We start from the raw sequence: 14,451 nt of genomic DNA on the forward strand, positions 1-14,451 counted from the left end.
CAAGCTGACAGACAAAACTCAAATTTTAGGTCAAAAGACAAGAACAAAGCTATATAAAAGAAAAAACTCTCTATGAATAAGTATTCATAGAGAGTTAACATAACGTCCTATTATCGGTAGCAAGTTTTTTATAGAATCTTTGTATTTACAGGGATTCTTCTTTCTTTGTCTCGTTATCTCGTATACAGGATTTTATACATGGTTGATATAGTGGGGATCTGGGGAATTCTCTCTACCCTTTTTTTGCATAAAATCTTGTATAAATAAAAAAGATTTTGATGTTATTATCGAGAAGTAATGAGTATTAGTGTTAAAATCGAAATGTATTTCGAAATTAATTCGATTTCAAAATCAGTTGTAATATCAGTTGTGAGTGCATTCCGATTTTGATTAAAATATTGATTTAATAATGTTTTGTGAGTGAAAATGTATTCCGTTTTTGGAGGAGGAATGAAATTTGGAACTAAAATCGGAAATGTATACACCGAAAATTGTTGCGGAACGTTTAGGGATGACTCCGGATTTATTAAAAGTATGGTCAAACGAATTTAATATACAGACGGAACGAAGCCCAGGTGGGCATCGTAGGTATTCTAAAGAAAATATAGAAGAATTAACAGCAATTAAAGAAAAAATACAGGTACAAAAGTGGTCTTATGATCAGGTTCGAGCATGGCGGAATGGGGAACTTGATTCATTTGTTTCAAAAGAAGAAAAATCGGAATTAGAAAAGAAATTGGATGAGGTTTTAGAAAATCAGCAATTACAAAATCAATTCAATCAAGCACTTGTTCAAAAATTACAAGAAATTACGAATGAATTAGTAACGACAAAAGAGCATTTGGTTAATACAGAGAAAAAATTAATGGAAGTTGAAAGTAAAAATAGTGAATTAGAAGTTTTTATAGAGAAGAAGTTAGAAAAACGAGATCAATTATTGCTTGAAAACATTAGAGATATGCAAAAGCAAAATCAGAAACAAAAACGAAAAGGTTTTTTAGGTTTGTTTAAAAACTAATTGATTGATTATGAGAAAGAAAAGTCTCTTCAGATCTTTTGAAGAGACTTTTCTAGGTTTCTAGAAATATTGAATACGGATAAGTCTAATTATGTGAATATAAAAGTTCCCCAATTAAAAAATCTGGAGGATTTTTAATAGTCTTTTAAACACATTGAGTTGCAATAATTTGATATGTTATATTAACTGGTCGTGTATAGGGTATATAGTTAATATAGATTTACTAAAAAGATGTTTAAACTAGTAGCGACAAATATCAAATGATATGTGGACGGGACTCTTAAAACGTAATTGGTGTAATGGCGATTCCATGAGGAAAGAAGCCAACAAAAATAGAAGAGACAATGATGTTGTTAGTTGCAATGTCAATGACTGAGAAAGTATTAGCAACTTGATTAACCACATAAGCTCGAGTGGCATCAGGTGTGATCGTAATTCCAATAGGATGGTCATCAACAGGAATAGGGGAACTAATCACGGTATTGGTGGATGTATTAATCACCGAAACTGTACTATCAAATAAATTTGTGACATAAGCTCGAATGTCATTGGGTGTAATGGCGATTCCAGTGGGACCATTTCCAACAGGAATAGGAGAACCGATGACGGTGTTGGTCGACGTGTTAATTACTGAAACTGTATTAGAACCCTGATTAGTGACATAAGCTCGGGTACCAGTGGGTGTGATGGCGATCCCGACAGGATCGTCTCCAACGGGAATAGGAGAACCAATGACGGTGTTGGTCGACGTGTTAATCACAGAGACTGTGTTAGCACCTACATTAGTGACATAAGCCCGAGTACCATCGGGTGTGATGGCGATTCCTACAGGACCGACTCCAACAGGAATAGGGGGACCGATGACGGTGTTCGTAAACATGTTAATCACAGAGACCGTGTTAGAACTCTGATTAGTGACATAAGCCCGGGTACCATTGGGTGTGATCGCGATCCCAGTAGGATCATTTCCAACGGGAATAGGAGAACCGATAACGTCATTGGTCGACGTATTAATGATAGAAACCGTATCAGAACCTTGATTAGTGACATAAGCGGCAAGACCATTAGGTGTAATCGCGATTCCAATAGGGAAGGATCCAACGGGAATAGGAGAACCGATAACGTCATTGGTCGACGTATTAATCACTGAAACAGTATTAGTACTTGCATTTGTGACATAGGCAAAAGGAATAACGGTAAACGAAACAACTTCATCAGCTGCAATCTCTGTTGTCCCATTGATATTATTGATTACCAATGTCCCGTTAATCATATTAATCTGGGATAAAAGTCCTTCAATTGTGTCGCCTGAAACGAGACGTAAAGATACGATTCTATACTGAAATGTTTGTAAGTCGTTTAATAAATTAGACAAATATATCATGACCCCTTCAATTTATTGTAAGGGATTCAAGAAATATGATTAAGAATTAACAAGATGAATCCCTGTTATTAGTAGATGATAACTTACTATAAATAGAAACGGCTAATAAGTTGAAGAATACGTACATTTTTATGGACAGGCACATTATGCTACCCGTTGGGCTACCGATAAGTTGTATTACGGTAACTAAAATAGCACCTAATCTTATCTAATTTAAAATAAGGTTAGGTGCTATTTTTAATTATGAACGTTTCGTTTAATAAATTCCAAAATTCCTTTTGAAAGGAAAATAATACTTACTATCCAAGTGATTCCTGATAGGGCCAATTGAAGTGAATTTTTCTCTGATGCCATAGGGTAATTAGAAAAGTTAGGTCCGATTAGAAGATTTATTAGAAGGAATAAACTTAAAGCAAGGGTTAAGAAATGTGCAATAAACCAGATGATATTTTTTTCTTTGTATTTAATAAGCCAATAAATTAGAAGTATTAAAGAAATTATAATTACAAGACAGGGACCTGTAACTAAATATCCTTTAACCTCTTGTTCCATTGGCATATACATATTGATCACCCATTTCATCTAAGCGTTTACATCTATTTTTAGTATGGGTCATTATTACTTTTGATAGTCCTTAGAGTGAGGTGAATTACTTCGAATCAGTTTTATATCAATGAGATGTTTGTTTTTGTTCATGAAGTTTTTGGATTCTTTATTTATAGTATTTTGAATGTATATTTTTCTATTCATTTTTGAGGAAAATGGATAAGTTGAGATAAATTCAATAAAATCAACAATTTGAAAGTAAACTAATATTTAAAAGTTTACTTTGGTAGTTTTTAGATTTTAAATAAAAATAAGCCCATTGTTTTTATTTATTAATGGGCTTATCTATTATTTGTATGTTAGGACATTTATTTTTTAATAAATGTATGTATGGAGTAGCAAAAGTTACTCTTTTTTATATTGTATTTGGGTCATTTTGTTTTTCTGTTGCATTTATTAGTTATGGTAAGAGTTTTTTGGAGGTGAATTATGTTAAATAATAAAAAATGGAAAGGTCTTATATCGAATGAATTGTTGAGTGCTACTGCATTAGATCCAAATTTGATTGGTCCTACATTACCACCTATTCCTTCCTTTACATTTCCAACAGGGCCAACGGGATCAACAGGACCAACAGGACCGACAGGACCGACAGGTCAAACAGGGCCAACGGGATCAACAGGACCGACAGGTCAAACAGGGCCAACGGGATCAACAGGTCAAACAGGTCAAACAGGGCCAACAGGACCAACGGGATCAACGGGATCAACAGGACCGACAGGTCAAACAGGGCCAACAGGACCAACGGGATCAACGGGATCAACAGGACCGACAGGTCAAACAGGGCCAACAGGGCCAACAGGTGTTTTTTCACCAGCTTATCGTAACTTTTGGCAAAATACATTTGTTAGGGTACCTAACGGACAGGATATTCCATTTAATAATCAAAGTATAGCTACAGCAGGAGGAATTAGTTTACTTAATCCTACTACCATATCGATTCCAATAGCTGGAGATTATGCAATTAACTATGTAATTACAACTAGTAATATATCAAGTACAGGTTTTTCATCACAAATAGTAACTGCTATCCTAAACGGAGTGCCAGTTCCTAATTTCCAAACATCTTTTGGAGTAGTAGCTAGCTCTGAAGAATCATGTGACCAATTTTCAGGAATAGCTATTTTAAGAATACCAGCTAATTCAACTCTTTCATTAAGAAATACAAGTGTAGAAGCAGATGTTCTAGCTCTTTGTGATGCTGTTGAAAGTGGTGCGGCTATTAATATTATTAAACTAAATTAGGGGTCTCACCACACATCCATCAACTTAAGGTATATGTTTATACAAAGACAGATATTTCTATTTAGTTTTTCATTATTTTTTATAGATATCCTAAAAGTAGGCATATCAAATAAACCCTGACGGGTTACAATTTTTTCACTATAATTATGCTACCTGATGAATGGAAGTGGTATACTCATAGACAACACCCAAAATATCAAAGACTGTCTTTTTCTCGTATCGATGAGATTTTCGTCCGTTGTGCTGTAGGAGGTTAAACAGACGAAGGAGAACCTTTGATAATTCTTGGGTGTTTTTGTGTAATGCTTGGTAAAAAAGTGAAAAATAATCCTTAATTATGTACATCGCTTTATATTCACTTAGCTCTTTCTGTTTCTTACGTAATAGGAGTTCTCGCATTTTAAACATAGTAGAAGAACATAATAGAATACTAATGAGTTGCCCATAAAGATGACATTCTAATCGCTCTTGTTTAATAGATTTACAACGATGAATTTGAAACCAAGATTTCCATATTTTAAATAACAGCTCAATTTGCCAACGTAATGAATATAAATCATAGATTTTCTCTTTTGGTACCCATTCCGTAGGAATGTTTGTCATATATACCGTAATACCTTGTAAAAGCTTCGTGCGCTCTGTATATGTAATTCCTTTTTTCTTTTCGCGAATAGCTCGGTCACGTAGGCATTTTTGTTTTTGCTCCTCGGTACACCTATAAACTACAATACGAGTAGGCAGTTTGTCTTTACTCCCTACATATACATCGTGTAATTCATACACTTGGCCAGGTTGTAGTTGTTTCATAATGTCTTCCAAATGAATTTGTATATATACCGGTTTTAATTGAGAGGATTTTGTTTTAAATACCACTGTTTCGAACTCTTTTCAATATATTTTAGTTGGTAATTTAAGACGAGATAAATAATACCCCTGCTTGTCTTGAATAGACTTAAAGTCCTGTAGACGAAAATATCCTAAGTCACGAATATACAGCTCATTCTTTTGTATCATGCCTGTTCGAGTCGCACCATACGCCTGATCACTTCGTTTTCCTGGTTCAATTTTCACATCAGAAAATTCTCCACTTAACAAGTCATACTCTAGTTGAATTTTCACACCAGCTTTATGACTACATCCTCCGGCACCAGGATAAGTAGATGCGAATCGATCTGGAACTTGAAAGGTTGTAGAATCAAGGATGCGAATGCGCTCAAAGTAGGAAGAAAGAGAATGAGAAATCTTAGATACGCCTCCAATTTTAGCTTGTAGAAGTGTAGTAAATACAGTTCGAAAGAAGGCTACAGAAGCCGAGTTAAATCGCCGATTAAGTCCTTCCGGACTTAATAAAACTCCTGTTGAAGTTTCTAATTGACTACATAGTTGAGTAAGAGAGGTAGTAGCGACTTGTTGATTTAGCCATACATACAAAGATAAGAAATGGTGCCCGTGGCACTTACGTTTTCGTTTCATCCCGCCTGCTTCTATGGCTAATTGATTAAGTGTAGCGGGAGACATATATCGATATAACTCTTCAGCAAATAAAGATAATTCCTGTTTTTGATTCATATTCATAAAAAGCACGTCACCCTTTCTCATTAACATAAGAAAATAGTAACGTGCTTTTAACTTCAAAAATAGTCTAAATCCTTAAGTTGATGGATGTGTGGTGCTACCCCTTATAAATGTTACAAAAATCTTTCAAATAGCTCTAACTTGCACAATGCTTCCCGTTAATATAATACGCTGATTCTGTGAAAACCGTAAATACAACCTCTACTTCTGGAAGTCCAAAATCCATTACATATGTAGTAATGGCCTTGGCAAATCGATCACGAATTTCCTGTCCACGCTCGAACCATTTCACTTCAATAAGAGGAAACGCTTCTATTTCTTCTCCATTGAATACAAACGTAGAACTTGGTAGTTCCAACGTAAAATTATCCGTATCACACTCACAAATCTCTGCGAGCTCTTCTACTAATGGCTTGCTTATGTGTTTTAATTGTTCAGTAGTAATTCCACGAAACACAACATGTGGCATGTGAATCCCTCCGTTAGATAGCTTTATATTTGCTCACATCATAGCACAATTTATTTTGCTACACTAGAATCTATTGATACATTTCAATGACATTCTTAAGAATGATTATATATTATTGAAGCAATACAAGTATTGTAACTATTTAAAATTGAGACATCTAATTCATCATACTGGTGGACTAGTTGATTACATGGCATTGGCTGGAGCAGAAAATATTGAATTTACTGATATATTAACTGTGGAAGAATCGCTAAAACACCTTAATGGGCATCAAATTGCAAGGTTCCCTGTTGGCACAAAATTTGAGTATAGCAATACAGGATAATTTTTATTGTCACTAGTGGTAGAGAAGGTAAGTGGCAAGTCCCTACATCAGTTTGTAAAGGAACGTATTTTTGATCCTTTACACATGAAAGACACAGCGATTGTGGATTGCTACCCAACTACTATTTCAATTGCTAGTGGATATTCGAGGAATGAGCAAGGAACATATAAAATCTATCAAAGCCCTTGGGAACATACAGGGGATGGGGCAGTTCATACAACAGTTGAAGACCTGGTAAAATGGGGAGAAAATTTAACTACAGGTACCGTTGGTGGAAAAAAACTCGTTAAAAGAATGAGCGAAATAGGTCCGAAAATTTCTTCAACTGGGGATACAATTATTGACAATGAAGATTATGCTTTTGGGTTAAGGCTTGTTGAAGGTTTTAACTTTCGATACTTGGAACATTCAGGAAGTTGGGCAGGTTACCGCTCACACTTCATGCGGTTTCCAAAAGAATATTTGTCTGTTGTGGTACTAAGTAACTATGATGAATTTGACTCTAAAAAATATGCTAATGAAATAGCAGGAATTGTTTTAGAAAAATAAAAAATAGGGCTTAGAAGACAGTATCTGAATTTGGTTAACCACACGTTGTTTTAGGTGTAATTGATTTTGAGAACGGAAGGCAAGCATAAATTTATGCTTGCCTTTTTTTTGTATTAAAATGAACATAGATATTTGTATTCATACAGTTAAAAAATTAATTAGAAATTCTTTAAATATAGATTACTCAATGAGGTTGAATGTAATATTTTTCTGAAAAATATTACATAATATATATTCTAATTATTAGACTTAATTTTGTTGAAAATTGAAATATTAATTAATATTCCTATTGCTATTAAATTAACCATTAAAGAGCTTCCACCAAAACTTACAAATGGAAATGGGGTACCTGTAAGAGGAAATAGTCCTGTAATACCACCTAAATTTACAACAGATTGCATACCGATCATACATCCTATACCAATCGCTATAAAACTGCCGAATGGATCTACACATAATTGTGCAATTTTTAAGGAGCGAAGTACTATAGTCAAAACTCCAGCCAATAGAATAAATACACCAATAAATCCTAGTTCTTCAGAAACTATTGCCATTATAAAATCAGTGTGTGGTTCTGGAAGATAACCTGTTTTTTGTATACTATTTCCAAATCCACGACCAGTGATTCCTCCAGAGCCAATGGCAATAAAAGAATTTACAAGCTGGTATCCATTTCCTTGCGCATCAACAAAGGGATTGAAAATCGTAGTAATACGTATCTTTTGAACTTCTGATAAACTATATTGAATCAAATAATATAAAATAGGTAACCATAAAATAGAACCGATGGTAGTTCTTTTGATTAGTAGATTTATATTTATTCCTGAGCAAAGAAATATGCTAAAACCTATACCTAATATTAAAAGTGCAGATCCTAAATTTGGTTGTTTAAAGATAAGAAAAAAAATTGTAGCTAAAAAAAATAAAAGTTTTCCCATACTACTCCAGTTATTTTTAGCTTGTTCTTGTCGTAGTGCAAAAAAACGGGCTGTTACAAGTATTGTTCCTAATTTAAGAAATTCAGCTGGCTGTATTCCAAAGATCCATGATTGAGCATTATTTACCACTTTTCCTTTCCATAAAACCATAATTAATAAAAAAATCCCCCCAACCATAATACAGACAGAGATTATTCGTTTTTTCCATATTTCATATGGGAGTATAGCACAAACTATTAATCCTATTGTTCCTAAAAGTAGCTTTGTTAATTGAGAATCAACAAAGTGTCTACTGTTATAACCGTAATGCTGGACAGCGACAATGGAGCTCGCACTATACATCATGATAATACCTAAAGTACATGTTATGAATAGAGGAAGGAGCAATAAATAATCGAGTTTTAATATTTTTTTCATTTTAATATCCTCCTAATTTAAAACAAAACATAATATTACATTTGCTAATGAATAGAATCTTGTTCTCGTCAATTAATAAATATGACTTGTGTTTAGGAAGATTCTATCGCTTACTCCCGGTTTTTTTAACGCAAAAATCCCCCTAGTATGTAACTAGAGGGATTTAAAATGGCATGACTAAATAAGGCTTTTCTCCCCCTAGTAGAGCTTTGGCACTATACAACGTAAAGTAATGAAAATTCATTACTTAGCTATCTTAAGAAGAGCCTTAATCCGACAATTCCTGTTCTACCCATTGGCGTCTTTCGACATTTTTGGGCAATAGCCTGTGTTTGTATAGGAGCCTCACCTAACAGGTTCAGCAATATAAATTTTATGTATTTGTTTCGTGTGGCAAGCATAAATATATTTTTTTTGATTGTCAAGTAACCGTATTGCTAATTTTATATATTTTATTGTTTTATAGCCCTTTGAGAAATGATGTACGAAAATGTATGTAATCATTTCGTATAAATACATATTTTCGACTTGTAGTGTATAGTTCGATTAAGTAATTTAATCATATAAATTTGATAAATGGTAAAGAAGATTTTAATCATAAAAGAAGATTTTTTTAAGAATGTTCTTTTGATATACAGAATGACTAATTATTCATCTTCTGTTATAAAGTTGGAATTTGATTAAAAACAATAAGGTTCATATGTTTTATAACGTTTGATCGAATTAAATCTATTTGAATTCTATGTTTTTTAAGAGGAATTTTAAATTTATAATAAAATATAATTTCATTTTCTATAAAAGATTTTTTTATGAATGGAATTGAAAGTCAGTTGACAAATATTAAATTCTGGTTTAAATTTTGAAGTAATTCAATAAGCTTTGTTAGGTGAGGCTCCTGTATAGAGAAACGCTGCTGCCCAAAAATGTCGAGAGACGCCAATGGGTCAACAGGAACGGTCGGATTAAGGCCCTTCTTAATGTAGCTGGTTATAAAAACCTATGCTATACAGTGCTAAAACTCAACGAGGGAGTGGTATACGATTTGATAGAAAGACACCTCTGTGATTTTGGCAGAGCTGTCTTAATAATCATTTATTTGTATTGTGAAAAAACCTTTACTCCTTTTTGAGTAAAGGTTTTTCTGTTTAATTTTATTTATTTTTATCTGGTCTATATTCAAAAAGGAGGTAATTCTAACTAATGAATTGATTGCAATGTAACTATTATTGCTCTAATAAAAAATTTAAGGCAGATAAAATAAAACAAAACCACTCATGAAACTCTAGAGTCTCCCTTAGCAATATGAGGAGGAGTTAACATGAAGAAATTATTAAAGGAATTACTTATAACCAAAAATAACTTGGATGCAGAGAAAGTTTTACGTCATCCATCGTATGATATTGCACAAGAAGTAAAACAGTTTTCAATTGAAAATCAAGTCATATTGCTAAATACGATTCCTGTATTAAAAAGCTCTAAAATTCTTCAATATATGAGTGCAGAAGAAAAATATAATATCTTAATTCACTTATCTGAAAACAAAGCTAAAAAGTTACTAAATTTACAACCGATTGATGAATTAGTAGATTTACTGCTAGCGGTTCATCCGGAAAAACAGGCTAAATTAATGGCGTATCTAGATAAAATCTCGAAACATAACGTGAAAAAATTGATGACTTTCAAACCTGAAACGGCAGGAAGTCTTGTAACAAGTGATTTTGTTGCAGTTAGGGGAAATTGGTCAGTAAAAATGACATTGAAGTATATTAGGGAACATTCTAAAAATGTAGAATCAATATCTTATAGTTATGTTCTTGATAGTCATGGTTATCTTGAGGGAATCGTTTCCATACATGAGTTATTACTAGCAGCAGATGAAGAGATATTATCTACTATCATGATTCAAGAGGTAATTTCAGTACACGCTGAAGTTGATCAGCAAGAAGTTGTAAAAAAGCTACTGAATTATAATTTAGCAGCAATACCTGTCACAACAGCAAATAATAAAATGATTGGTATTATAACATTTGATGACGTAATGAATGTTATGGAAGCAGAAGCTACAGAAGATATTCAAAAGTTAGGCGGAAGTGAACCATTGAATCAATCTTACTTTGAAGCTAGCATTTGGAGCATTTTCTTAAAACGTCTACCATGGTTATTACTTCTTTTTGTTGCTGAGGCATACACAGGTACGGTATTAAAGTATTTTGAAGACGAAATTGAAACTGTAGTTGCCCTTGCTTTCTTTGTTCCATTATTAGTAGGTACTGGAGGGAATACAGGAACACAGGTTGTAGCAACAATTACTCGTGCAATTGGTATCGGAGAGGTAAAATTTAAAGACCTTTTCCGTGTAATGAAAAAAGAATTTGCAATTGGTATGCTTCTTGGACTTGCACTTGGGATAGCTGGGCTCACTCGCGCTTATATGTTAGGAGTTGGAACAGAAGTTTCACAAGTTGTAGCAACCACTTTATTATTTATTGTTATTTGGGCCTCTCTTGTTGCAGCTGTTTTACCTTTGATTCTAAGAAAATTAAAACTAGATCCTGCAGTTGTTTCAGGTCCATTTATTACAACATTTGTTGACGGAACAGGATTAGTAATTTATTTCATGGTTGCAAAAACCTTATTAAATTTGTAAGTATACACTCAAATAAATAAGAAATGTAAAATAAGTATTTTGCATTGCTTGCTAAAACATAGTGGGGAATTCAGGCATGAGGAAATCAAACACTTTTGTCTTTAGATAAATAATATTTTAATGGATTTATTGAATGTAATGAATGCTGGAGGATAAAACTATGAAACATCTAAGAAAAATCTTCAAACGAATTTTGCTTCTATTTTCTATTTTCATGCTTATTGGCATAGGAATATTATTTGGTACTAGCTATGGCCGAGAGCTTCGTATAACAATCGCTGGGAGCATACTAACTTCTCAGCATCCACAATATGCGACATATACATTCCTATCCCAAAAGGAACTAGATAAACTGCAAGATAGAATTAATCATCCGAAATGGTCAAACAGTGATGAGCATATTTATAAAAAAATAGCAGGAAAAAGATTAGAAGAATTAAAAAATCAGCCATTAGAAATTGGTGTAGAAACAATTAAAAGCAATAAAGATAGTCGTTTTCTTTTCGAAGGAAGGTTAGTTACCATAAGCAATCCCTTCAATGTTAAACTTGTTAGCCATCAAGGAACACAGGGCGCTAACAGGGGAGAAAAAATTAGTGTAATGGCAAAACGTAATCATGCACTTGTTGCTGTGAATGCAAGTGGATTTGCTGATGAAACAGGGAGGGGTGGAGGAAATGTGGCAACTGGCATAGTAATAGAAAATGGGAAAGCTATTGATACGAATATGGATAGAAATACCCCTACAATTATTACGGGTTTAACAAAGTTTGGGCAAATGATAACAGGAAATTATTCAACCCAACAACTTTTGGATAAACAAGTCGTTTCAGCAGCAGGATTTATGCCACAGTTAATTGTAAATGGAGAAAAAATGATTACAGAAGGAGACGGTGGTTGGGGTTCTGCTCCGCGAAGTATTATGGCCCAAAAAGAAGATGGTACAATTATGTTTCTAGTCATTGACGGTAGACAGACGCATAGTATAGGGGCTACGTTAAAAGAGTGTCAAGATATTCTATATGAAAAAGGAGCAGTAAATGCAATGGCTATGGATGGAGGTTCTTCTGCTACGCTATATTTAGGAGGAAAGGTTATAAATTCACCATCTACATTATCCCATGAAGATCGCTATTTACCGAATGCTTGGGTGGTAACAGCAAATTCAAAGCAAAAAATAAAGATGACAATAGATGGGGAAAAAGTAATTCCCAAAACATTAGATGAAATTCAGAATAATATTTGAACTAATATAATTTACAGAAGATATTTCCCTTCACATTTTTTAAGGGAAATATGGTGAATTATTTTTGGTGAGGACAGGAAGGGAAATCCAAAACAATTCTAATTTTTGCATTCATCAACTTGAAAGATGAATGCTTTTTTTCGTACATAATAAAAAAATAAACATTTTTGTTACAAAACTCGTTTTTCCGGGTTCTTTATAATACAGGTATCAAATGAGAGTGAGGTTTTAACTGACATGTTAAAGATAAAAAAGGAAGAAAGGCCTGTCTCGGATGTGACATTTGAAGATGTATTTAAACAATACTATGTTTACGTTGTGAAACAAATTCTATGGATTGTAAAAAATCAACCTATTGCTGAAGAACTAGCACAAGAAGTATTTTTACAGCTATATAGAAATGATTGGAAAACAATTGAAAGTTTACCTGGTTGGCTTATAAAATCTTCTACTTATGTTGCATATAAATATCTACGATCCGAAAAAAGACATCAGGCAAGAATAGAAAAAACCATACAATACCATGAGGAGCAACCTATATCATCATTAGCTGATGATTGGATTAGAAAAGAAGAGATTACAAAAGTACAAAACGTACTTAGTAATATGAATGAACGAGATCGAACCGTATTGTTAATGAAATTTTCTGGTTTTCAATATAAAGAGATTGCAGATGTACTTCAGATTGACATATCTTCTATTGGAACACTATTAATCCGAGCCAAACAGAAGTTTCGTAAGATGTATAAACAAATAGAGGAGGCATAAAAAATGAATTGTTATGATAAGGGATTTGTTCAAGCATTTATAGATGGGGAGCTTCCTCATCATACAAGAAGAGAATTTACAAAACATCTAGATACATGTGAAGTGTGCCAAGATACATTACTTGAAATTAGTAAATTAAATCAATGGGAACATGTCATGTTAGAGGAAGAAACAATACACTCATCACAAGACATCAACATTGATATCGATCAAGCATGGAAAACATTTGAAAGTCGCACAAAACTAGAAAATATTTCTTATATAAATAAAAAAACTGAACAGAAGAAGGGATTGTTTACAAATATGAATAAAAAATCAAAACGCGTTATGTATGCTGCAGTAGCTGCAGCAGGACTTTTCACAACAGCTATGATTCCACAAGTACAAGTGGCAGCCACAAATGTTGCTTCGTATTTTTCCAATGAAGTTTCAAATGATAAGGTTGTAAACGAAGGTATGAAAGATGAGAATGGTGTCACACAAGATATGATGAAAAATAGCCAGTACATTCCGATTGATGAGAAAATTACAGACCAAGGTGTGACGGTACATTTTAAGGAATTATATATTGCAGATTCACGTATATCTGTTCATTATAGAATTGAAAAAGCTGATGGGAGTTTAGTACCATTTGAGTTTGATACAAATGGATTAAATTTAAAAAACGAAGGTAAGAAAAATGGTCAACAAGAAGAAAACCCAGAATACTATGAAAAAGATGGAGGCTTCTCACAATTACCATTTATTCAAGGAGAAAATGGCCTACCATTCAAGCTAAAAGCAGCTGGACAAGAACTAAAGCATGTAGGTATTCGTGATAAAGATCGACCGGAGAGTGTCCTTACATTTGTGGAAGGTCCTGATGGAAAAGGTTCCTTTAAACAGCCACTTACATTAGATGTAAATATAGATAAAATTGGAAAGGTAGCTGGTTCCTGGAAGGGGGAAATTCAAATTGATCCTTCTAAGTTGAAAAAATAAGACAAATTGAAATGAGAAAAAGGATAGAACGATATGTATCTCATACGAAGTTTATATTTTTTCTGGTGTTACTTACATGTATTTCGTACATGATTTTCACTCTATCTCTTTTAATTAAATAATTCAAAAACATCCCAATAGAGTAAATTCTATTGGGATGTCTTATTGAACCCAGTATAATGCTAATTGTTCTATAGGAATTGTTTCAAAATGGGGTATGTTCGAATGAGTTTTATGTAAAAAAGCAGCTGGAGAAGTGCAGTATTGATATATATTCCAAAAG

10 protein-coding genes, 2 pseudogenes and 2 riboswitches are annotated in these 14,451 nt (G+C 33.4%); of the genes and pseudogenes, 7 read left to right on the plus strand and 5 right to left on the minus strand.

Annotated features, from left to right (window positions below):
- Positions 1–457: 457 nt before the first annotated feature.
- Positions 458–1,018 (plus strand): MerR family transcriptional regulator, encoded by a 561-nt coding sequence (locus tag ACTFP3_RS27445; protein WP_440011843.1) that lies wholly within the window; start codon positions 458–460, stop codon positions 1,016–1,018.
- Positions 1,019–1,298: 280 nt separating this feature from the next.
- Here the strand turns inward: ACTFP3_RS27445 and ACTFP3_RS27450 are convergent, their stop codons facing one another.
- Positions 1,299–2,393 (minus strand): YncE family protein, encoded by a 1,095-nt coding sequence (locus tag ACTFP3_RS27450; protein ID WP_440011845.1) that lies wholly within the window; start codon positions 2,391–2,393, stop codon positions 1,299–1,301.
- A gap of 246 nt (positions 2,394–2,639) precedes the next feature.
- Complete coding sequence (locus tag ACTFP3_RS27455) at positions 2,640–2,960, minus strand: hypothetical protein (RefSeq protein ID WP_440011846.1); 321 nt, start codon at positions 2,958–2,960, stop codon at positions 2,640–2,642.
- Positions 2,961–3,437: 477 nt separating this feature from the next.
- Here ACTFP3_RS27455 and ACTFP3_RS27460 point away from each other — a divergent pair, with 477 nt between their 5' ends.
- On the plus strand, positions 3,438–4,253 hold the full coding sequence (locus ACTFP3_RS27460; protein WP_440011848.1) for an exosporium leader peptide-containing protein: 816 nt from the start codon (positions 3,438–3,440) through the stop codon (positions 4,251–4,253).
- Between the two features lie 144 nt (positions 4,254–4,397).
- On the opposite strand, the pseudogene ACTFP3_RS27465 reads toward ACTFP3_RS27460, so the two are convergent.
- Both ACTFP3_RS27465 and ACTFP3_RS27470 read right to left on the minus strand, forming a co-directional pair.
- A pseudogene (locus ACTFP3_RS27465) lies at positions 4,398–5,828 on the minus strand (IS4 family transposase).
- Between the two features lie 136 nt (positions 5,829–5,964).
- Positions 5,965–6,297: a DUF1904 family protein gene (locus ACTFP3_RS27470; protein WP_001120953.1), complete on the minus strand. Its 333-nt coding sequence runs from the start codon at positions 6,295–6,297 to the stop codon at positions 5,965–5,967.
- 145 nt (positions 6,298–6,442) lie between these two features.
- Between ACTFP3_RS27470 and ACTFP3_RS27475 the strand changes: the two are divergent.
- Positions 6,443–7,171: pseudogene (locus tag ACTFP3_RS27475) on the plus strand (serine hydrolase domain-containing protein); the annotation flags it as partial.
- A gap of 236 nt (positions 7,172–7,407) precedes the next feature.
- On the opposite strand, the gene ACTFP3_RS27480 reads toward ACTFP3_RS27475, so the two are convergent.
- Positions 7,408–8,526 (minus strand): FtsW/RodA/SpoVE family cell cycle protein, encoded by a 1,119-nt coding sequence (locus tag ACTFP3_RS27480; protein ID WP_440011850.1) that lies wholly within the window; start codon positions 8,524–8,526, stop codon positions 7,408–7,410.
- Positions 8,527–8,713: 187 nt separating this feature from the next.
- Positions 8,714–8,890: riboswitch (M-box (ykoK) riboswitch) on the minus strand.
- A 507-nt stretch (positions 8,891–9,397) separates the two neighbouring features.
- Positions 9,398–9,563, plus strand: a riboswitch (M-box (ykoK) riboswitch).
- Between the two features lie 281 nt (positions 9,564–9,844).
- Between ACTFP3_RS27480 and mgtE the strand changes: the two genes are divergently transcribed.
- From mgtE to ACTFP3_RS27500, 4 genes are all read left to right on the plus strand, one after another.
- Positions 9,845–11,173 (plus strand): magnesium transporter, encoded by a 1,329-nt coding sequence (gene mgtE / locus ACTFP3_RS27485; RefSeq protein WP_440011852.1) that lies wholly within the window; start codon positions 9,845–9,847, stop codon positions 11,171–11,173.
- A 160-nt stretch (positions 11,174–11,333) separates the two neighbouring features.
- Complete coding sequence (locus tag ACTFP3_RS27490) at positions 11,334–12,419, plus strand: phosphodiester glycosidase family protein (protein WP_440011853.1); 1,086 nt, start codon at positions 11,334–11,336, stop codon at positions 12,417–12,419.
- A 237-nt stretch (positions 12,420–12,656) separates the two neighbouring features.
- Complete coding sequence (locus ACTFP3_RS27495) at positions 12,657–13,187, plus strand: RNA polymerase sigma factor SigX (protein WP_149214540.1); 531 nt, start codon at positions 12,657–12,659, stop codon at positions 13,185–13,187.
- Between the two features lie 3 nt (positions 13,188–13,190).
- Entirely contained in the window at positions 13,191–14,168 is a 978-nt protein-coding gene (locus ACTFP3_RS27500; protein ID WP_440011855.1) for a DUF4179 domain-containing protein, read from the plus strand.
- Positions 14,169–14,451: the final 283 nt, after the last annotated feature.

It is taken from the genome of Bacillus cereus group sp. MYBK5-2 (assembly GCF_051915685.1).
Classification (GTDB): Bacteria; Bacillota; Bacilli; order Bacillales; family Bacillaceae_G; genus Bacillus_A; species Bacillus_A cereus.

Coding starts and splice junctions, on each gene's coding strand:
- ACTFP3_RS27455 (WP_440011846.1), bottom strand. CDS start 2,960: ATGCCAATGGAACAAGAGGTTAAAGGATATTTAGTTACAGGTCCCTGT.
- ACTFP3_RS27460 (WP_440011848.1), top strand. CDS start 3,438: ATGTTAAATAATAAAAAATGGAAAGGTCTTATATCGAATGAATTGTTG.
- ACTFP3_RS27470 (WP_001120953.1), bottom strand. CDS start 6,297: ATGCCACATGTTGTGTTTCGTGGAATTACTACTGAACAATTAAAACAC.
- ACTFP3_RS27480 (WP_440011850.1), bottom strand. CDS start 8,526: ATGAAAAAAATATTAAAACTCGATTATTTATTGCTCCTTCCTCTATTC.
- mgtE (WP_440011852.1), top strand. CDS start 9,845: ATGAAGAAATTATTAAAGGAATTACTTATAACCAAAAATAACTTGGAT.
- ACTFP3_RS27490 (WP_440011853.1), top strand. CDS start 11,334: ATGAAACATCTAAGAAAAATCTTCAAACGAATTTTGCTTCTATTTTCT.
- ACTFP3_RS27495 (WP_149214540.1), top strand. CDS start 12,657: ATGTTAAAGATAAAAAAGGAAGAAAGGCCTGTCTCGGATGTGACATTT.
- ACTFP3_RS27500 (WP_440011855.1), top strand. CDS start 13,191: ATGAATTGTTATGATAAGGGATTTGTTCAAGCATTTATAGATGGGGAG.